Genomic DNA, 18,716 nt, shown 5'->3' on the forward strand with positions numbered 1-18,716 from the left:
GCTTCCGATTTGAATGTCATCATTGCAGATGACGATTCTCCATAGAAAGGAGGTGATCCAGCCGCACCTTCCGATACGGCTACCTTGTTACGACTTCACCCCAATCATCTACCCCACCTTCGGCGGCTGGCTCCCTTGCGGGTTACCCCACCGACTTCGGGTGTTGTAAACTCTCGTGGTGTGACGGGCGGTGTGTACAAGACCCGGGAACGTATTCACCGCGGCATGCTGATCCGCGATTACTAGCAATTCCGACTTCATGCAGGCGAGTTGCAGCCTGCAATCCGAACTGAGACCAGCTTTGCTGGGATTGGCTCCACCTCGCGGCTTCGCTTCCCGTTGTACTGGCCATTGTAGTACGTGTGTAGCCCAGGTCATAAGGGGCATGATGATTTGACGTCATCCCCACCTTCCTCCGGTTTGTCACCGGCAGTCACTCTAGAGTGCCCAGCCTTACCTGCTGGCAACTAAAGTCAAGGGTTGCGCTCGTTGCGGGACTTAACCCAACATCTCACGACACGAGCTGACGACAACCATGCACCACCTGTCTCCTCTGTCCCGAAGGCCGCCTCTATCTCTAGAGGATTCAGAGGGATGTCAAGACCTGGTAAGGTTCTTCGCGTTGCTTCGAATTAAACCACATACTCCACTGCTTGTGCGGGTCCCCGTCAATTCCTTTGAGTTTCAGTCTTGCGACCGTACTCCCCAGGCGGAGTGCTTACTGTGTTAACTTCGGCACCAAGGGTATCGAAACCCCTAACACCTAGCACTCATCGTTTACGGCGTGGACTACCAGGGTATCTAATCCTGTTTGCTCCCCACGCTTTCGCGCCTCAGCGTCAGTTACAGCCCAGAAAGTCGCCTTCGCCACTGGTGTTCCTCCACATCTCTACGCATTTCACCGCTACACGTGGAATTCCACTTTCCTCTTCTGTACTCAAGCCACCCAGTTTCCAGTGCGACCTCAGGTTGAGCCCAAGGTTTAAACACCAGACTTAAATAGCCGCCTGCGCGCGCTTTACGCCCAATAATTCCGGACAACGCTCGCCCCCTACGTATTACCGCGGCTGCTGGCACGTAGTTAGCCGGGGCTTTCTTCTCAGGTACCGTCACTCCGGTAGCAGTTACTCTACCGGACGTTCTTCCCTGGCAACAGAGCTTTACGATCCGAAAACCTTCATCACTCACGCGGCGTTGCTCCGTCAGGCTTTCGCCCATTGCGGAAGATTCCCTACTGCTGCCTCCCGTAGGAGTCTGGGCCGTGTCTCAGTCCCAGTGTGGCCGTTCACCCTCTCAGGTCGGCTACGCATCGTCGCCTTGGTGAGCCGTTACCTCACCAACTAGCTAATGCGCCGCAGGCCCATCCCTTATCGACAGATTGCTCCGCCTTTTATCCTTCCCTCAGGCGAGGAAAGGGATTATCCGGTATTAGCTACCGTTTCCGGTAGTTATCCCAGGCTAAGGGGCAGGTTGCCTACGTGTTACTCACCCGTCCGCCGCTAAGCTTACCCCGAAGGATAAACTCCGCTCGACTTGCATGTATTAGGCACGCCGCCAGCGTTCGTCCTGAGCCAGGATCAAACTCTCCAATAAAGTATTGAAAAGAGCGATTCGCTCATTTTGAAACATCTGACGAGAATTTACATTCTCAAGATGAATTTCTAAAGCGTACAAGACGCTGCGAAAATCATCAGTTTTGGAATCACCGAAGTGATTTCCGATACTCACTCGTTGTTCAGTTTTCAAAGATCAAGCTCGTCGTTACCGTCGATGTTCTCGTCAGCAGCGACCTTTATAATATATCATGTTGCCCTCGTTTTTGTCAACATCTTTTTTTAATTTCTTTTTTCAGTTGATCACCATCTGCCTTTCAGCATCTTGGTGTGTCGGAGGGACGAGTTATAATTTATCACAGATTCAACACTCGAGTCAACCCTTAATATTTCGGTTTGTTTTTTGGCTGATCCGGACCATTTTATAATTAAAAACAAACAAAAAAAGAGAGTACACTTCCTCTCCTTAGCTTAACCTATTCAGCTGTATTTATAGTGTATAGCGGACTGCATGCCCTTCGGAAGCATCATCAGCCCAAGCTGTAATTTCTCTTATCTGTGAACGTGACACCAGCTTGCGAAGCACCAGCGGCAGTTCTGCCCCAAGCGGACTTAGACCGGAATGCTGTAACAATTCCTTGATACTCCAGGATTCTTTGCGGCTCCCGAGTATGTCCAGCAGCAGACTGCAACAGTCTGACATCTTGGACATCAGGGCAAATTCACAGGCAAGCAGAATAAGCTCGATTCTTTGCTCTAGTGTTTCCGTGCTTACTGTTAGTTCTTCATAAAGCTTATGAACCGGAGTGTTCAGACTCTTCACTTGCTCCCATACCGCCGGATTCGGGAAGCACCCTGCTTCACTTACTTCAATTCGGGCCCAATGATACAAGGCCATAAGCACACAATTATATGCATCCATTGTACACCGGGCTTCTATATAACGTTTGGACTTTACATACATATGCAGAAAGCGGGCAAATTCCATAAACAATACCCGTTCCTTGAGCGGCCCCTGAAACCGGAGAATGTCACGCCGCATCTCTCCTAGGATTCCCTCGGGATCCCAAATCACCTCACCGGCCATAAGACTCGTTAATAATTCATTGTTGTCACCGGCCAGTACCGCTCTTTCAAGTGCAGGCATACCGACATGAACTGTCTGTGTCCGTCTGTCACCTGCAATGGTGTGGGTCAATACCCGCTCCTTCTCCTGCTCTGCGTGCAGCATCAGCACCACCATATCAAAATCGTGGAGCAGCGCGCTCTGAAACGGGGCGTTCCCTTTTTGCCTCAGTACTACAGCACCAAGGACACTTTCATCAAACGTTTCTCCACTCAATAGGGTCAAATTGGATAGTTCCATGCTTCCCTCCATCAAATTTGGCGATTTCGCGTCACGTCAGTTATAATTCTCATACATATTAATATTCTACATATTCATGTCAGTTCCTTCTGGATGTCCCAACTATATTTTAGTTAGGAGCAAATACTCATGAAGATGAAATCGGCTAAAATCAACGCTTTTCGCACCTGGGGACTTCTGCTCACAATGCTCGGAATGGGCCTGATGATTGCAGGAACAGCAGGAATCGTGTTCTGGGGTTCAGCCGGCAAGATAGCAGCGGCAATCGGCCTTGTTATCGGCCTGATCTCGATGATGGCCAGTCTGGCCATCTACTTCTGGGCCGGCATGCTGTCTACGAGCGCTGTTCAGCTGGAATGTCCCGAATGCCACAAACTGACCAAAATGCTCGGCAAAACTGACCGCTGCATGTTCTGTCATACCCTGCTCACCCGCGATCCCGCCCAGGCAACCATTACAGCTGAGCAGCTTGAGAGTCAACAGTCCAGCCATCCTTAACAAGCCTTATGCATAGCCATCTTTTTATTATCTTCTCTTCTACTGAAAAATCACTGAAAGATCATTTGAAATACAAAAATAAGGTATTCCCTGACGGGAGTACCTTATTTTTTATACATTACAAATCATCTACTTGCTTATTTCCTGCAATGCTTCCCAAGCCTCAAGCGTTCCGAAGCTTCGCGTCCAGGAAGCAACCCCGCCAAGCCCGAACGACTTCGCGAGCCCTACTCTTGCTTTCAGGGAAACCTTGTCTTCGATCCAGATTTTATGAAGGTTGCCATCTTCGTTGTACTCAACATAATGTTGTCCCGTCTTGTTATCGAAGGAAGGCGTCAGCTTCTTTTCTGCCAACAGCTCCTGGACTGTTTTCATTCCGACAGCCTTGGAGCTGACTTTTGTCTCCCCATTCTCCTTTGTCTCGGTCCAGATCCGTGTGTATAAAGGCACCCCGAGAATCAGCTTCTCGGCCGGTACATCATCTTCCTCTATAATCCGGCTGATGGAATTCTCGACCCATGGCAAGGATGCGACGGAGCCCGCTTTGGGACTGGACGCCCAATGCTCGTCATAAGCCATCACAATCAAAAAGTCCGCTGCTGTGCCAAGAGCCTTCCGGTCCAGGAATAAGGACCACATTTCACTATTGGACTTGGGGGTAACATCAATCGAAACAATCAGATTCTTGGCCTGGGCCATCGGCTTCAGCTCCCGCATAAACTGGGTAACATTGCCTCCGTCCTTGGTATACACATTTTCAAAGTCAATATTAATACCATCGAGATCATATAAATCAGCATACTCAAGCATCTGCACAATCGTCGTCATCCGTCTCTCATAGCTTGATAGCGCCTCAGTAGTGAGGTCGGCATCAAAGCTGTTGCTAAGAAGAGCCCAAACCTCCATATCCTGCTTGTGGGCCCACTCTACATAGGCCTTGTCCGCTTTGCTCCGGACATTTCCGTTAACATCTATAATGCTGAACCAGGTCGGACTGACCACATTAATCCCCGGGAGCTCACCGAAATTTGCCGGGTTAGGCTTACGCTCATATACGGCTTCCCAGAACAGATTCACAGCCTTTCCTTTCCAGCTGCGTTCTGCACGCGTAGGCTCGTACTCCTGTTGCTCAACGGTCTTTTCACCGTCGGCGGTAATGTCTTCAGCTTTTATATAACCTGTATAACCGCTGCTCATCTGCACATACAGCCAGTCTTCATCTTCATCATCAGTATTCCAGATCCGCACAACAGTCCCTGGAGGCATGTCCGCTACGATAGGCGCATGAATGGTTGCTTCACTCCGCAGCGCCTTGGTGCGGTCATCCGCTTTCCCTTTGACAGTGCCGATTGGCACACTCTCTCCGGCAGTCATTAGCAGAACAGCACCTGTACTGCTGTCCTCCTCTACCTCCAGACCATACAGCTCCTCAAGGGAGTCTGCCGGAAGATAGGTTACCCCGTCCTGTTCCTCGGGAGCAAGCCTGAGCTGAACAGGCTCGTTATTGAGGCTTGCTGAAGTTGAATCCTCCTGCATATATAGCAAATCATTATCTGTAGACAGGATAACTGATTTGGTAGCTTCTTCATAACGGATGGCCGGGTCAACATACTCCTGCAATAACGGAAGCGGTAAAAGCAGGCCGTCGCCTGTGCCGCTGGCGGAGTAGCCGGTTAGCTGCCCTTTAACAAAAATAGGCTGCTGCAGTCCTTTCCAATCAGGATCGGTATGCTCGCGGTTAGGCAGTACATAAAAAGCGACCCAATAAGCGGCTGCGGCAATTATAACAAGTCCAATAAAACGGCGAAGACGGCTTCCACGCTTTTTAGTGCGTCCTTGTCTCTGTCTGCTCTTCAAAATATATCCTCCAAAACTATCAATAGATTTAAGTGCAGTAACCAATTTTAAGTATACGCTATATTTGACACTTTGGTTTCGCGAATCTGCTGGAAGAACCGGCATTATATGGCCTCAATGTTCCAGTTAAACAAAAAAACGCGTGGCAGCCGTTAACGGATACCACACGTTATAAGATCGTTTCCTGACTATAAGCAACTCTACGTTTAATGCTTCTTCTCACTGCAGCATTGGCAGACTCCATACATCTCCATCCGCAATCCGTGAACCTTAAAGCCTGTTGCCAGTTCGGCCGCGTGCTCAACTTCATGAAGCGAGGGATAGCTGAAATCCTCAATTTTACCGCATTCCTGGCAGATGACATGATAATGATCGGATACATTGGCATCAAAGCGGCTCGAATTATCACCGTAGGTCAATTCACGCACCATTCCGGCTTCCATAAACATCTTCAGATTGTTGTATACTGTCGCCACGCTCATGCTTGGAAACTGCGGCTCCAGCGCACGATAAATATCGTCTGCCGTAGGATGATTCAACGCTTCCATCAGATACGTCAAAATTGCATGACGCTGGGGTGTAATACGGACACCGGTAGTCTTCAATTGTTCCAATGCATGCTGTACGCCACTACCCATCAATTCCACCGCCTTTAAATTAAAACAATAATAAGAATCCAAAACTATACTGTAATTGTAAAACCCTGCTTTGAATGTTGTCAACGTGCCAAGTACATTATATTCATTATTATATAATAAAAATTACTTTTTTCAATATTCCTTCACATTTAAACTGCTGTTCCCTTCCACATTCAGCTTGAATTCGCCGGTGCCCACTTCACCAATGACAGTTTTTTTGTCAATGGCCAGTCCGGCAATGTCCGTGCTGATATTCCCGTAACCGCTCGATCCATTCAATGTATAATTGGCATCAGCAGGCAGATAAAGATCGATGTCTCCAACTGCGCTGTAAACCTCCCAGTCACCGCCAAGCACCTCTGAGCGAATATTAATTGTGCCGTTCAATGATTCCGCATGCAGCTTCGCCCTTGCACCGTCAACTTCGAGATTACCGTTTTTGCTCGACAGATTCACTTCATCTCCGCTGCCTGTGGCGGAAATATTGCCGACAACTGTGGAGAGCTTCAGCGGACCGGTAATATCCCAGGCATCCATACTTCCGCCTCCTGTTGAAAGCTCAACGCTTCCTTGAACGGTACGTGCGCGGACCGCGCCGTTCAGTGTTTTCCCTTTTATGTTCCCGAAAATGCGGTGCAGAATCAGCTCACCGTTCCCCGTCTCCAGAGCAATATCCTCGATGGCCTCTACGTTCTGTAACGTTATGCCGCCGTTCATCGTCCGGACATCCAGATTGAACCGCCGGTCTTCCGGAAGCGAGATATCCAGATCTATACGCGGCTGGCGTTTGCCGGAATCGCCGTAAGTCTGATATTGGGGAGTAATTTTGATCGTCGGCCCTTCCTCAACTTGTACAAAAGATTGCTCGGAGACCGCCTCAGCCTGCGCACCTTCCAGTTCATCAACCCACACAGTGGCTGTAATCTCAATATCCTCTACAGCGGCGCGGTGGATCAGGATATCCCCGTTAATGCCGTCAACTGTAATCTTGGAGGTGTTAAGCTCAACCGGTACAACCAGCGGCGCCTTCTCATACCGGCTGCCTGCGGCTTCCCCGTAATCCACTGCGGCCACAGTCAGGTTCATACTGACCTTGTTCCACAGGTGCAGATAATGCTCCTGTTCAGCCACGATAAATACGCTGGCACCCAGTATCAATGCTGACAGCAGCCCGCGCAAATCCATACGGGGCCTTGGAGCTTTCACCGTTACGCCCCTACGGCGTGTAAACAAGGTAATCAGCAAATACTCCACGCCCCACAGCACGGGAATCAGCGGCCACCACTTGAGCAGCAGCATCATAGTCTCGGTACCGTTAAGCCAGTCCAGCAGCAGAAAAATACCCACACCTGCCAGAACCACTGCCGCTGTATACCGGCCTACCCGGCGGGGGCGGCGTTCATCGCTTCTTCGGATCAGGATGCTTTTAGCAATTTCGCGTACTCCCAGCCACAGCGCACAGAGAATCAGCACTCCCGCAACCGCAACTCCGGCATAGGTCTCAAGGAATTGCTGCAGCCAGGGAGGCTTTTGCCGGAAAAGGAACATAAGCGCCCCGCCGATAAGCAGCATCAGTCCAAAGGAGATCCCCGGCTCGCTGATCCAGGATCTGGCTGTCTTTGCCGCTGTTATCGGCAATTCAGGCTCGGATTCCTCCGGCAGCCGCAGTATACGGTCTGCAGACTGCAGAACATCAAACACATTGTAGAAATAAACGACCGGAATCAGCAGTGCCAGTAAAATAAGCAGCGGAACGTTGATCTGCATGCCGATAGAAGAGAAATAAAGCATCGCCGCGATATCCAGCAAAATAATGAACAGGAAAGAAATCCCCTTGCGGAGAAGCCCCAAATAAAGATGTCCGGCACCCGGAATAACAGCTGCGAGCAGCCCTGCTATAAATTTACGCTTCCGGGGGCGTTTTTTCTGGCGTGGCGGTATTACAGGCGGCTTGGGCAGCATAACAGATTCATCCTGCTGTTGTTCGGAACTCATATCGGGACTCTTCCTTTCTCGAAAGGTATAGTTCTTCCTGCTCAAAGCCGCCCACCCCGGTAAAACTCAATCAGTTCCACTCCCGGAGCCACTTCCTCTACACTCGCAGGAATGAATCCATGCTTCGTATACAGTGTAACGGCAGGGTGATTCAGCTTCCCTGTAGATACTATAAACTGCTCTATCCCGGAATAAAGCCCAAAAATAAATTCCAGCAAACTTCCCGCTATGCCTTGGCGGAAATGCTCCGGATTCACCATCATCCGGGTAACCGTCAGCTTGCCCGGTGTTTCTTCGAGAACAGCAACCGCACCCAGCAGATCTCCGCTCTCATCAAAGCAGCCGTAGAACGCCTCTTTAACCGCCGCCAGCATCTCTCTCGTCTCCATCAGCGGAGGGATTTCATGAAAACCAATCATCTCGGCCTCCAGCCGGTAGGCTTTATGCTGAAGACTCCAGAGCTCGCTTAGGGTGTAATCATCCTGCAGATCCAGCCTGGTTATTGTATTCATCCGCACATTCCCCTTATATGCCGCACAGGGCCTGCCGTTTGCCGACAAGCCCTGAGCTGAAGATCCTATAATAAATTACCCAAAACCGGTTCTAGCCGTTCAACACTTCAGCCAGAAGTGTGTTTACAAGACCCGGATTGGCTTTGCCTTTACTTTCTTTCATGACTTGCCCTACGAGGAAGCCGATTGCCTTCTGCTTGCCGGCCTTGTAGTCCTCTACCGACTGCGGGTTAGCCGCTACGACTGCTTCGACAATTTGCTTGATCGCACCTTCGTCACTGATCTGCACAAGTCCTTTTTCTTCTACAATCACTGCAGGCAGCTTGCCGCTTTCCAGCATTTCCTTGAATACGGTTTTGGCAATCTTGCTGCTGATAGTCCCGCCAGCGATCAGACCGATCATTTCGCCCAGTCCCTGCGGAGTAATCTTGACCTGGGACAGTTCAAGGCTGTTGCTGTTCAGATACCCGAGCAAATCACCCATCATCCAGTTGGCAACGGCTTTGGCATCCTTCGTATAGGCCAGGCTGCCTTCAAAGAAATCAGCCAGCGGTTTGGAGGAAGTCAGCACGCCGGCATCGTAAGCAGGCAGTCCAAACTCTTCACTGTAGCGGGCCTGCCGGGCATCCGGCAGTTCCGGAATAGTCGAACGGATGGATTCCTTCCAGGCATCGTCGATATGCAGGACGATCAGATCCGGATCCGGGAAATAACGGTAATCGTGAGCTTCCTCTTTGCCGCGCATGGACAGGGTTTTACCCTGGGCCTCATCCCAGCGGCGGGTTTCCTGCACTACCACTCCGCCGTCATCCAGGATTTCGCCTTGGCGGAATTGTTCATATTCCAGACCGCGCAGTACGCCGCGGAAGGAGTTCATGTTCTTCAGCTCGGCGCGGATACCGAATTCCTCCTGCCCCACAGGGCGCAGGCTGATGTTGGCATCACAGCGCATCGAGCCTTCCTCCATCTTAACATCGGAGACATCGCAGTACTGCATAATCGCGCGGATCTTCTCGAGATAAGCCCGAGCCTCTTCAGGCGAGCGCAGATCGGGCTCGGAGACAATCTCGATCAGCGGTGTACCTACACGGTTGAAGTCAACCAGTGAGGCAAAGCCGCCGTCAACGTGAGTCAGCTTGCCTGCATCTTCCTCCAGATGAAGACGGGTGATGCCGATGCGCTTCGTTTCTCCGTTCACCTCGATGTCGATCCAGCCGTTCAGGCCGATTGGCTGATCGAATTGCGAGATCTGGTAGGCTTTTGGCGAATCGGGGTAAAAGTAGTTCTTGCGGTCGAACTTGCTGACATCACCGATCGTGCAGTTCAGCGCCATCGCCGCTTTCATTGCATATTCTACCGCCTGGCGGTTCAAGACCGGCAGCACGCCGGGATGCCCGAGGCAGACCGGACAGGTATGGGTGTTGGGCGGAGCTCCGAATTCCGTCGAGCAGCCGCAGAAAATTTTGGACTTGGTATGAAGCTCCACATGAACTTCCAGCCCGATGACCGTTTCGTATTTAGACATAAATGATCTCATCCCTTAAAAGTTTTGTGAGCCTGTACTCGTACACAGTCTTATCCGGCGGGACTTACAGCTGTGGCCGCGCTTTGTGGTAATCTGTATTCTGTTCAAAGGCATGCGCTACGCGCAGCACGGTGCTCTCGTCAAATTCCTTCCCGATAATCTGCAGTCCGACCGGCAGGCCTTCGGCAAAGCCGCAAGGAATGCTGACCGCAGGTATGCCGGCAAGATTGACCGGAATGGTCAGTATATCGTTCAAATACATCGTCAGCGGGTCTTCCGTCTGCGAGCCCAGCTTAAATGCTGTCGTCGGCGCTGTAGGGCCGATGACTACATCGTATTTCTTGAAGACTTCATCGAAGTCCTGCTTAATCAGGGTGCGCACCTTCTGCGCCTTCAAATAATAAGCATCGTAATAACCGGAGCTCAAGGCATAGGTGCCGAGCATAATCCGGCGCTTCACCTCAGGGCCGAAGCCGCGGCTGCGGGAGTTAAGATACAGATCCAGCAGGCCGCCGCCGTCATCGACACGGACACCATAACGGACACCGTCAAAACGGGCCAGGTTGGAGGAAGCCTCTGATGAAGCAAGCAGATAATAAGCTGCCACCGCATATTCGGTATGCGGCAGGGAGACCTCTTCCCATACAGCGCCAAGACCTTCAAGCACTTTGAGGGCTGACATGACCTGCTCACGTACGGATGCATCCACGCCTTCGCCGATATATTCCTTCGGCACGGCAATGCGCAGACCGGAGATGTCGCCGGTCAAAGCGCTGAGATAATCGGGAATATCCACCTTGGCCGAGGTCGAATCCTGGGCATCATAGCCTGCAATGGCCTGCAGGACATAAGCGGAATCCTCAACATTACGGGTAACCGGGCCAATCTGATCCAGCGAGGAAGCGAAAGCTACCAGGCCGTAGCGGGACACCAGGCCATAGGTTGGCTTCAGGCCGACTACTCCGCAATAGGATGCCGGCTGGCGGATGGAGCCGCCTGTATCGGAACCCAGGGCGAATAATACTTCTCCGGCAGCTACAGCCGCTGCCGAACCGCCGCTCGAACCCCCGGGAACATGCTCGAGATTCCACGGATTGCGCACGGCGCCGTAAGCAGAATTCTCATTGGAGCCGCCCATGGCGAACTCGTCCATGTTCAATTTGCCGATGGTTACTGCATCGGCCTGACGCAGCTTGGAGACAACGGTTGCATCATAAATCGGCTGGAAATTGTCCAGGAACTTACTGGCACAGGTAGTGCGAAGCCCCTTGGTTACAATATTATCCTTAACTCCTGCAGGAAGGCCGAACAGCAGGCCGCGGGTCGCTCCGGAGGCCAGCTTGTCGTCCAGCATCCGCGCCGACTGGCGGGCCCCCTCTTCATTCAGTGTTAAAAATGCATGCACCTTGCTGTCACGCTCAGCGATTGCAGCCAGCGATTGTTCCGTCAGTTCGCTGACGGAAATATCCTTGCTGTGCAGCATGTTATGTAATTCAGGCAATCGATATTGAAACAGGCTCAACATTCTTCCTCCTTTCGGTATAGTTATTCCAGTACAGCCGGAACCTTGAAGTGACCTTCTTCATCCTCAGGCGCATTAAGCAGAGCTTCTTCCTGGGACAGGCTCTCCTTCACCACATCATCACGCATCACATTGCTGACCTGCAGCACATGTGTAGTAGGCTTAACATTTTCTGTATCCAGCTCATTCAATTTCTCAGCATATTGTAAGATAGCATTCATTTGTTCAGTAAAAACAGCCTCTTCTTCCGGGCTTAATTGCAGTCTGGCCAGCTTGGCCACATGCTGCACATCTTTGACAGTAATGCTCATACCGAATATCCCTCCTGTTTAAAGGGCTAAAGCGCCCGGATAACGTTTTTAATTATATTGTAGAAGCCTGGACAATTCAATGTACTTGTCCTTCCGGCCTTATCTGCATAACAAAAAGACCGGCTTGCGCCGGCCTTCCTTAAATCCAGGCCCGGAGATTCACCTGTTTGATGAATTCCGCCTGGGACATGCTCTCTTTAGGTGCTGCTTCCGCCTCCGGGACTTCCGCATCATCGCCGTTCATCAGATGATGAAACAGCTTCTCGTTATGTGTTGACAAAGCGTAGTCGATGAGCGCTTCATGGGTCGCTCTTTCGGCTTCCGCCTCCAGCAGCTGCTCTTCTGCCTCAATATCCTCCGCAGTCACATAAAAATTCCTGTTAGCCTGAGGGACACGGATGACATAATCGAACGCATTGTCCGGATTGCGGTCATAAGCAATCAGGTAGCCGTAGTCTCCGATAGGAAGACTCTGTTCAAACGCGTCAGCAACAATGACAATTTTCTCTCCCAACCGCAGCATCGCCTTACCTCCTGCTCCAAAATCTATCATGGTTCTACTTGTTTCAACAGTCTACTAGAAAAAGCTAGAGCTGTCCAGCAGCTGCAGGAGTGTTAAATGAAAGTTCACATAAATTTTCTGAAAAACAGCATTATATAGCACAGGTTCAGCGTTAGCGTCCCTGCTTGCGCCGCTGCGGCAGCACAATGAACAGCAGGTAAACGACCAGCGGAGTTGGAGATCCGGTCATCCCCCATAATCCCCAGAACCAGGCAGCCCTGCCTTTATCACGCCTGCGGGCATCTCGGAACATCCAGGTTCCCTGAACCAGCAGTATGGCTGCAATGACAGCCCACAGCCAATATGGTACATCATGCAGCTCCTTCATTGATCTCTTTCCTCCAGTCGCCGCCTGATCCTAACCGCCGCCAGACCGCCAAGTGCAGCAAGCGGAATTACCGCTTGAAGAACCCAGTAAACTGCAGGCGCAAATCCCAGAACGGCCAGAACAATGCTAAGGAGGAATAGTGCGGCCAGCCAAAACAGCAGCAGCTCCCGGCGGCTCTGGCGGCGTCTGCGGATAGCTTCTGCAGCCAAAAACTGCTGCATTGCCGGCAAGGACGGTGCCGGGATGTCATCATACTGCGCATCCAGCCGGTCCAGCTCAGCAGACAGCTTGTTTAACAGCTTCTTGTTCCCTGTATCATTATTCATCCTCTTTCAGCTCCTTTCTCAGCTGCTGCAACCCTGCAGACACACGCGATTTAACGGTTCCCGGCGGAACTTCCATAATGCTGCCGATTTCTTCATAGCTGTAGCCGTAATAATGCTTCAGCAATACGGCAATACGCTGGGGCAGCGGCAGCCGCGACAGTGCATCAAGCACTTCGCTCCACTCCATATTGCGGCTCTCGAACCGCCAGCGGATGGCCGCTGTCCCCCGTTCCCGGCGCAGCCAATCTGCTTCCCTCTTCCAGCGCCGTTTGCGGTCAATATATAGCCGGGTTGCAATCGTGATCAGCCATGAGGAGAATGCGGATGTGCCGTTATAGCTGCCGATCTTCTCCATAGCGCGCACGACGGTGTCCTGTGCCAGCTCCTCCGCCAGGGAAGGGTTCATGGTAGCTTTGATCAAATATTTGAACAGGAAGTTGTAGTGATCCCGCAGAAGCCCGGCCAGCGCCGAAAGATCACCCTGCTGCGCCTGCCTGATTAACTCCAGCGTCCCTTCGCTCATCAGCTTCTTTCGCTCCTCCTTCATTTATGGCCGTCTGTAATACGTACAGGATTGCCGGATCGTTCATTCACGGTCACGGTTATTTTGCAGCTCCCACAATCTGCGCCGCCAGGACTGATAGCGCCCCCGGCCGTCAGGAAACCGCCAAAAACATAAATGGCTCGGTGTCTCTCTGAGCACCTCAGTCTTCTTCGCCTGTAGATGGTACAACGCCTTTCCCTCTATGCTTTCAGCCTTCAAATCGGCCTCGCTTAAGTTCGAGCAATCATATAGATCAATGATATCGTTCTTCAATTAACTTCCTCCCATACAAATAAAACCCGTATACACAGACAAAAAAAGAACGCAAACCGGGATTAATTCCGCAGTCTGCGTGCTTCGCGAGGTAAATGTTACATTTAATTAACGTTATTGTAGCAACTTTGTATCCTTCTGTCCATCTCTATTTTCTCGCTTTTTGTCGCTTATGAAGGAATAACGTCACTGCATCGGTACGTAAGGATTGTTCCGGCGCTCGAAGCCGATGGTCGTCCGCGGGCCGTGTCCGGGGTATACCTTTACTTCTTCGTCCAGACGGTACAGCTTGCCGCGCAGCGAATCAACCAGATCACGCTCCCGGCCTCCCGGCAGATCCGTGCGTCCCACACCAAGCTTAAACAGGACATCTCCGGAAAAAAGATCATTCCCGCAGAGGAAGCTGACGCTGCCCGGAGAATGCCCCGGGGTATGAAAAACCTTGAAGGTAAGCCCTAGCAGCTTCAGAATCTGGCCCTCGGCCAGATCATATTCCGCCGGCTCTGTACTGATCGGAGGTGAAGCCTCCGGCCACATCAGTGAACCGTTCAGCTTGGGACTGACCAGCCACTCGCTTTCCAGGGCATGAACATATACCGGACATTTTTTGGCTTTGCGGATTTCATCCACACCGCCGATATGGTCAAAATGGGCATGTGTCAGCAGGATGGCTTTAATCTCCATATTCTCTATGGCGCGTACAAGGGCAGCAGGATTCATGCCGGGGTCGATAATCACTCCACGCTGCGGGTCAGCTCCGGTCAGAAGATAGGCATTGGTCTGGAGCGGACCCAGATTATAGGAACGTATATTCAGCATAGGATCAGAAACCGGAAATCAGGCTGCGCAGTTCTTTGGCGATGACTGCGTGCGATTCTGTACCTTCCCCGTAGGCTTGCCCCATTGCCTTGCGTACTTCAGCAATTTTGCTGTCATAATCGGCAGCATCCCGGTCCGGATTCTCCTGTTTGAAAGCCCGCATCAGCGACTGCACATGCTCCGGACGCGGCCCCCAATGTCCCAGCACGTAACCGCCGGTGTCGGCAAAAATAACCACAGGCACCGATCTTCCGCCCATCGTCAGGAAGTCATCCATCAGATCCTGGTTTTCTTCCAGAATCAGCACTTCGGTCTTGATGCCTGCGGTCTCCAGAATCCGGAAGACAACCGGCACATTGCGTACAACATCGCCGCACCAGTCGGCAGCCAGAATCAGCACACGCAGATCATCGCGGTGGTTCAGGCTTTCAAAAAATTCACAGTCATCCGCATTCTCCCAGGCAAACTTCTCATACCAGGATTCAAAGGCCTGCTGATTTTTGGTCATGCTCTCCACGAACTGGCGCGGGGTCAGGCCTTGTCCGAATTTATGGGCTACATTCTGCTTCATGCTGCACTACCTTTCTTTTTGGATTTATACCATTTAAACAGGAAGTATATAACGATAATAGCGATAGCGACCAGGATAAGCTCATGGGTATATTTGCCGGCAACCTCGTCAATCGTCTCCCATTTATCGCCCAGAGTGTATCCCAGATAGACAAACAGGGCACTCCAAGGAATTACTGCCAGTGTGGTCAGCAGTGTAAATTTACCCAGCGGCATACGTGAGATGCCGGCAGGCACTGAGATCGCATGACGGACAACCGGAATGAATCTCGCGGTAAAAATAACCCCTGTACCGTACTTTTTGAACCATTCCTCTGAATGGTCGATGTGCTTTTTGTTAATAAAAATGTATTTTCCGTATTTCTCCAGCACCGGTCTTCCGCCATAACGGCCGATCCAGTAGACAAAGATCTGGGCTATAACCCCTCCGACTGTTCCAAATATAATGGCCCCGAAGAAATTAATGTCACCCTGTGAAACCAGATAGCCGCCGAACGCGAGTACGATTTCACTCGGAATGACCTCAATCATCAGTCCGATCATAATCCCGAAGTAGCCAAGACTCTGAATCCATTCAAACAGATGTGAGATCATTTCAGATATATAATGCAACTGCAGCCCTCCTCCCTTTTGGATACAGAATGTAAACATCCGGAAATCCCGGCATTTCTCTGCTATGTACCAGCCTTCTCCTAGCTTATTCTAGCATATGCAGACTTACAACTTCTAGTTGCAGCCCGTAACTAGGGATCGGCCATTGACAATTACAGGAATATGCGCAATTATATATTTAGACAATTATTTAAATATCGAAAGGTCGGACAGAACATGAATGAATCTTTTAAGGCGCTGGCCGATCCAACCCGGAGACAGATCATCCGGCTGCTGCGTGAGAAGGACCGGACTGCCGGTGAGATTGCAGATTATTTTCAGATGACCAAACCGAGTATCTCGCATCACCTGAGCGCCCTGAAGCATGCCGGACTGGTACAGGATGAGCGCAAGGGGCAGTTTATCGTATATTCACTCGATACGACTGTGCTTGAGGAGGTCCTGGGATGGTTCCTGGAACTGACGGGAGCCGGGAAAAACAGTGAAGCTGAGCCGCCTGCAGCCGGGGATCTCCCGCGCCGGAAGCTCCAATCTGACAAGGAGGAATTGTGATGAGGGATTTTAAGTGGAAATGGCAGGACACGCTGATTGTTATACTGGGTGTGCTGACGCTCGGATACGCACTGGTCAATTACAGCAAGCTGCCGGAGCAGCTGCCCGCCCAGTTCAGCATTACCGGGGAAGTGAACAGATATTGGCCGAAAAGCTCGATTATCATCCAAGGCGCCGTCCTTGGCCTCGTGCTTCCGCTAGCTATGCAGTTCATCCGCCGGATTGACCCCAAGAAGGATAACTACAGCAAATTTACCGGAGCTTACAAAATGATCCGTCTGGCCATCGCCGTTCTGATGGATGCCATGCTGGTGCTTTCTGTAGCCAAAGGCCTCAATCCGGATTTTGCTGCGGGCAAGCTTGCAATTGCTGCTGTGGGAGTACTATTCATCGCGCTGGGCAACTACATGCCGCAGATTAAAGACAACTATTTCACCGGTATCAAAACACCTTGGACGCTTGCAAGCCCCGAGGTCTGGCGGAAAACTCACCGCTTCTCGGGATACATGTGGGTAGCCGGCGGGTTGTTGCTGATGCTCGCTGCTTTTCTGCCCAAGACTGCGTCCATCAGCCTGATTATCACCTCCCTGCTGATTGCTGTCCTTGTTCCCTATGTTTATTCGTGGCTCATTTCGCAGCGGATGAAGGCATAGTTTACGACTGATTTCAGTAAAGGCAGTATTCGGCGGCCATACTGCCGATTAAACTACGGTATTAACCAATTTAGTTGGAAAATCGGCACTTAATTCTACTATTTCTAAGTGTTTATAAGATTTAAGCAGATTTTTGCTATTTATTTCAGGTCATTTGCCTCCAGTTCGATGGCGTAAAGTAAGTTGTGTACCAGGATTTGGAGCCTAGTCAGGCAACAAAAAAGTAGGGTATTCTCGGGATTACGACACCACCAAGAAGGGACCCTACTCGATGACTATTCTACCCGAAAACATGTTAAATAATCTATTTGAAAATCTTGTCACCCAATTTGTAAAAGACAATCTGGAGTCCATTATGAAGGCGGAAATCCAGCAATTCATGACCAGTGAGGAAGCCGGGAACCACAACAGTCGCAACGGATACTACACACGAAACCTGCACACCAAGTACGGCAATGTGGAGGAGTTAGAGGTCCCCCGCGACCGTCAGGGTCTGTTCCAAACGCAATTATTTGAGCCCTACCAAAGACGGGATGGATGGCTTGAGGAAGCTGTCATCCAGATGTACAAAAGTGGCATGGGAACGCGAGATGTGGCCCGGTTCATTGAAAGTATGTTCGGCAGCCACTACTCTCCCACGACCGTTAGCAACATTACAGCTACGGTACTTGACGACATTCATCAGTGGCAGAAACGCCCGTTAAACAAACGCTACTCCGTCATCTACCTGGACGGCTTATATGTGAAGCTCAAGCGCAGCACCGTGAGCGGAGAAGTCGTTTATTTCGCCATGGGGATCGACGAAGACGGTCACCGCCAGATCCTTGGCTTTTACGTAGGCGGCCAAGAGAGCGCAAACGGCTGGCGCGAGGTGCTCAAAGACCTCTACGACCGTGGTGTCCAGGAAGTCTTGCTGGGTGTGTTTGATGGACTGCCGGGACTGGGTGCAGCGTTCCGTGAAACCTATCCGAAGGCGGATGTGCAGCATTGTATCGTCCACAAAGTGCGTTCGACCTTTCCGAAAATTCGGGTTCAGCACAAAACGGAAGTCATTGAAGATCTGAAGACGATCTACACGGCTGCAGACCACGATCTGGCCCGGGCTGCGTTTGACACGGTGAAGGCCAAATGGGGCAAGCTCTACCCGAAAGAAATGCGGTCTTGGGAAGAACAGTTGCCCACGCTGTTGACCTTTTATAAGTATCCCGCGCTCATAAAAGAAGCCATCTACACGTCCAATCCAATTGAACGAATGAACAAGGAAATCCGAAAACGCCTGAAGCCGATGAACAGTCTCACCAATATGGATGCGGCAGAGAAAATTGTCTACCTGGATGTAATAGACTACAATGAACGTTTTGCCGAACGGGTCATTCGCGGCTTCGGTGATCTGGAGGTAAAGAAGAAACTGAACGAGATGTTTGAAGTGCGATACCCGGTGCGGGAAGGGCAAGAGAAGTAGTCCAATTCCCCTTGTTCTTTGGGGCGGGGTTCCCCCGCCCCAAAGAACACTTGCACTCACTAACGGACACCCGAGAAGTTACTTTCTACTCTCTTACACAAACTTCTTGACGCTACCTCCAGTTCGGGAATTCAGGCGTTTTTAAGTGACGTTTTTCCAACTAATAACTGGATTACAAGTTAAAAAGCGATTTTAAGTAGCAAAAATCCACTTAGTTAGAGCGATTCTCTCAAGCTGT

General features: G+C 50.9%; 20 protein-coding genes and 1 rRNA gene. 4 read left to right on the forward strand and 17 right to left on the reverse strand.

The window, feature by feature from the left end; translation table 11 throughout:
• Positions 1 to 45: 45 nt before the first annotated feature.
• A 16S ribosomal RNA gene (locus tag AC4G46_RS27995) occupies positions 46 to 1,593 on the reverse strand.
• Positions 1,594 to 2,043: 450 nt separating this feature from the next.
• Complete coding sequence (locus AC4G46_RS28000) at positions 2,044 to 2,919, reverse strand: nucleotidyltransferase-like protein (RefSeq protein ID WP_491125565.1); 876 nt, start codon at positions 2,917 to 2,919, stop codon at positions 2,044 to 2,046.
• A 129-nt stretch (positions 2,920 to 3,048) separates the two neighbouring features.
• On the opposite strand from AC4G46_RS28000, the gene AC4G46_RS28005 reads away from it, so the two are divergent.
• On the forward strand, positions 3,049 to 3,417 hold the full coding sequence (locus AC4G46_RS28005; protein WP_090720336.1) for a DUF2614 family zinc ribbon-containing protein: 369 nt from the start codon (positions 3,049 to 3,051) through the stop codon (positions 3,415 to 3,417).
• Positions 3,418 to 3,546: 129 nt separating this feature from the next.
• On the opposite strand, the gene AC4G46_RS28010 is transcribed toward AC4G46_RS28005, so the two are convergent.
• The 15 genes from AC4G46_RS28010 to uptA form a co-directional block, all read right to left on the reverse strand.
• Positions 3,547 to 5,274 (reverse strand): glycosyl hydrolase family 18 protein, encoded by a 1,728-nt coding sequence (locus AC4G46_RS28010; protein WP_491125566.1) that lies wholly within the window; start codon positions 5,272 to 5,274, stop codon positions 3,547 to 3,549.
• Between the two features lie 206 nt (positions 5,275 to 5,480).
• Complete coding sequence (gene perR / locus AC4G46_RS28015) at positions 5,481 to 5,912, reverse strand: peroxide-responsive transcriptional repressor PerR (protein ID WP_068729621.1); 432 nt, start codon at positions 5,910 to 5,912, stop codon at positions 5,481 to 5,483.
• A 132-nt stretch (positions 5,913 to 6,044) separates the two neighbouring features.
• On the reverse strand, positions 6,045 to 7,907 hold the full coding sequence (locus tag AC4G46_RS28020) for a DUF4097 family beta strand repeat-containing protein (RefSeq protein WP_491125567.1): 1,863 nt from the start codon (positions 7,905 to 7,907) through the stop codon (positions 6,045 to 6,047).
• 41 nt (positions 7,908 to 7,948) lie between these two features.
• A complete protein-coding gene (locus tag AC4G46_RS28025; RefSeq protein WP_090720253.1) occupies positions 7,949 to 8,419 on the reverse strand; it encodes a GNAT family N-acetyltransferase in 471 nt (156 codons plus the stop codon).
• 91 nt (positions 8,420 to 8,510) lie between these two features.
• Complete coding sequence (gatB, locus tag AC4G46_RS28030; RefSeq protein ID WP_491125568.1) at positions 8,511 to 9,956, reverse strand: Asp-tRNA(Asn)/Glu-tRNA(Gln) amidotransferase subunit GatB; 1,446 nt, start codon at positions 9,954 to 9,956, stop codon at positions 8,511 to 8,513.
• Between the two features lie 52 nt (positions 9,957 to 10,008).
• Positions 10,009 to 11,466, reverse strand: a complete 1,458-nt coding sequence (gene gatA / locus AC4G46_RS28035) for an Asp-tRNA(Asn)/Glu-tRNA(Gln) amidotransferase subunit GatA (RefSeq protein WP_491128997.1) — start codon at positions 11,464 to 11,466, stop codon at positions 10,009 to 10,011.
• A gap of 23 nt (positions 11,467 to 11,489) precedes the next feature.
• The gene (gatC, locus tag AC4G46_RS28040) at positions 11,490 to 11,777 is read right to left on the reverse strand and encodes an Asp-tRNA(Asn)/Glu-tRNA(Gln) amidotransferase subunit GatC (RefSeq protein WP_068729629.1); all 288 of its coding nucleotides are present in this window, start codon (positions 11,775 to 11,777) and stop codon (positions 11,490 to 11,492) included.
• A 139-nt stretch (positions 11,778 to 11,916) separates the two neighbouring features.
• Complete coding sequence (locus tag AC4G46_RS28045) at positions 11,917 to 12,300, reverse strand: ATPase (RefSeq protein WP_068729631.1); 384 nt, start codon at positions 12,298 to 12,300, stop codon at positions 11,917 to 11,919.
• A 151-nt stretch (positions 12,301 to 12,451) separates the two neighbouring features.
• Entirely contained in the window at positions 12,452 to 12,667 is a 216-nt protein-coding gene (locus AC4G46_RS28050; protein WP_491125569.1) for a hypothetical protein, read from the reverse strand.
• Complete coding sequence (locus AC4G46_RS28055) at positions 12,664 to 12,993, reverse strand: DUF5345 family protein (protein WP_491125570.1); 330 nt, start codon at positions 12,991 to 12,993, stop codon at positions 12,664 to 12,666. Before AC4G46_RS28055 ends, AC4G46_RS28050 begins: the two co-directional genes overlap by 4 nt.
• Positions 12,986 to 13,540, reverse strand: coding sequence for an RNA polymerase sigma factor SigY (gene sigY, locus AC4G46_RS28060; protein WP_491125571.1), 555 nt, complete (start codon positions 13,538 to 13,540; stop codon positions 12,986 to 12,988). Before sigY ends, AC4G46_RS28055 begins: the two co-directional genes overlap by 8 nt.
• A gap of 39 nt (positions 13,541 to 13,579) precedes the next feature.
• Positions 13,580 to 13,810 carry a hypothetical protein gene (locus tag AC4G46_RS28065; protein WP_491125572.1) on the reverse strand — a complete coding sequence of 77 codons (231 nt, stop codon included), beginning with the start codon at positions 13,808 to 13,810 and terminating at the stop codon, positions 13,580 to 13,582.
• 186 nt (positions 13,811 to 13,996) lie between these two features.
• Positions 13,997 to 14,629 carry an MBL fold metallo-hydrolase gene (locus tag AC4G46_RS28070; RefSeq protein ID WP_491125573.1) on the reverse strand — a complete coding sequence of 211 codons (633 nt, stop codon included), beginning with the start codon at positions 14,627 to 14,629 and terminating at the stop codon, positions 13,997 to 13,999.
• Between the two features lie 4 nt (positions 14,630 to 14,633).
• Positions 14,634 to 15,200, reverse strand: coding sequence for a thioredoxin family protein (locus AC4G46_RS28075; RefSeq protein ID WP_491125574.1), 567 nt, complete (start codon positions 15,198 to 15,200; stop codon positions 14,634 to 14,636).
• Positions 15,197 to 15,811, reverse strand: coding sequence for an undecaprenyl phosphate transporter UptA (gene uptA, locus AC4G46_RS28080; protein ID WP_491125575.1), 615 nt, complete (start codon positions 15,809 to 15,811; stop codon positions 15,197 to 15,199). The genes AC4G46_RS28075 and uptA overlap by 4 nt, the downstream gene beginning before the upstream one ends.
• Before the next feature lie 216 nt (positions 15,812 to 16,027).
• On the opposite strand from uptA, the gene AC4G46_RS28085 reads away from it, so the two are divergent.
• The 3 genes from AC4G46_RS28085 to AC4G46_RS28095 all read left to right on the forward strand — a co-directional run bounded on the left by AC4G46_RS28085 (position 16,028) and on the right by AC4G46_RS28095 (position 18,478).
• Positions 16,028 to 16,363 (forward strand): autorepressor SdpR family transcription factor, encoded by a 336-nt coding sequence (locus AC4G46_RS28085; RefSeq protein WP_491125576.1) that lies wholly within the window; start codon positions 16,028 to 16,030, stop codon positions 16,361 to 16,363.
• The gene (locus AC4G46_RS28090) at positions 16,363 to 17,016 is read left to right on the forward strand and encodes an SdpI family protein (protein WP_491125577.1); all 654 of its coding nucleotides are present in this window, start codon (positions 16,363 to 16,365) and stop codon (positions 17,014 to 17,016) included. Before AC4G46_RS28085 ends, AC4G46_RS28090 begins: the two co-directional genes overlap by 1 nt.
• Positions 17,017 to 17,287: 271 nt before the next feature.
• The gene (locus tag AC4G46_RS28095; protein ID WP_491125291.1) at positions 17,288 to 18,478 is read left to right on the forward strand and encodes an IS256 family transposase; all 1,191 of its coding nucleotides are present in this window, start codon (positions 17,288 to 17,290) and stop codon (positions 18,476 to 18,478) included.
• Positions 18,479 to 18,716 lie beyond the last annotated feature (238 nt).

The sequence above is a fragment of the Paenibacillus sp. fava2 genome, assembly GCF_058313675.1.

Excerpts from the sequence above, each read along its gene's own strand:
- gatB (WP_491125568.1), bottom strand. The coding sequence starts at position 9,956 with ATGAGATCATTTATGTCTAAATACGAAACGGTCATCGGGCTGGAAGTT.
- AC4G46_RS28000 (WP_491125565.1), bottom strand. The coding sequence starts at position 2,919 with ATGGAACTATCCAATTTGACCCTATTGAGTGGAGAAACGTTTGATGAA.
- AC4G46_RS28090 (WP_491125577.1), top strand. The coding sequence starts at position 16,363 with ATGAGGGATTTTAAGTGGAAATGGCAGGACACGCTGATTGTTATACTG.
- AC4G46_RS28055 (WP_491125570.1), bottom strand. The coding sequence starts at position 12,993 with ATGAATAATGATACAGGGAACAAGAAGCTGTTAAACAAGCTGTCTGCT.
- AC4G46_RS28070 (WP_491125573.1), bottom strand. The coding sequence starts at position 14,629 with ATGCTGAATATACGTTCCTATAATCTGGGTCCGCTCCAGACCAATGCC.
- AC4G46_RS28085 (WP_491125576.1), top strand. The coding sequence starts at position 16,028 with ATGAATGAATCTTTTAAGGCGCTGGCCGATCCAACCCGGAGACAGATC.
- AC4G46_RS28095 (WP_491125291.1), top strand. The coding sequence starts at position 17,288 with ATGACTATTCTACCCGAAAACATGTTAAATAATCTATTTGAAAATCTT.
- AC4G46_RS28005 (WP_090720336.1), top strand. The coding sequence starts at position 3,049 with ATGAAGATGAAATCGGCTAAAATCAACGCTTTTCGCACCTGGGGACTT.
- AC4G46_RS28020 (WP_491125567.1), bottom strand. The coding sequence starts at position 7,907 with ATGAGTTCCGAACAACAGCAGGATGAATCTGTTATGCTGCCCAAGCCG.
- AC4G46_RS28045 (WP_068729631.1), bottom strand. The coding sequence starts at position 12,300 with ATGCTGCGGTTGGGAGAGAAAATTGTCATTGTTGCTGACGCGTTTGAA.
- sigY (WP_491125571.1), bottom strand. The coding sequence starts at position 13,540 with ATGAAGGAGGAGCGAAAGAAGCTGATGAGCGAAGGGACGCTGGAGTTA.
- AC4G46_RS28025 (WP_090720253.1), bottom strand. The coding sequence starts at position 8,419 with ATGAATACAATAACCAGGCTGGATCTGCAGGATGATTACACCCTAAGC.
- AC4G46_RS28075 (WP_491125574.1), bottom strand. The coding sequence starts at position 15,200 with ATGAAGCAGAATGTAGCCCATAAATTCGGACAAGGCCTGACCCCGCGC.
- AC4G46_RS28050 (WP_491125569.1), bottom strand. The coding sequence starts at position 12,667 with ATGAAGGAGCTGCATGATGTACCATATTGGCTGTGGGCTGTCATTGCA.
- perR (WP_068729621.1), bottom strand. The coding sequence starts at position 5,912 with ATGGGTAGTGGCGTACAGCATGCATTGGAACAATTGAAGACTACCGGT.
- gatC (WP_068729629.1), bottom strand. The coding sequence starts at position 11,777 with ATGAGCATTACTGTCAAAGATGTGCAGCATGTGGCCAAGCTGGCCAGA.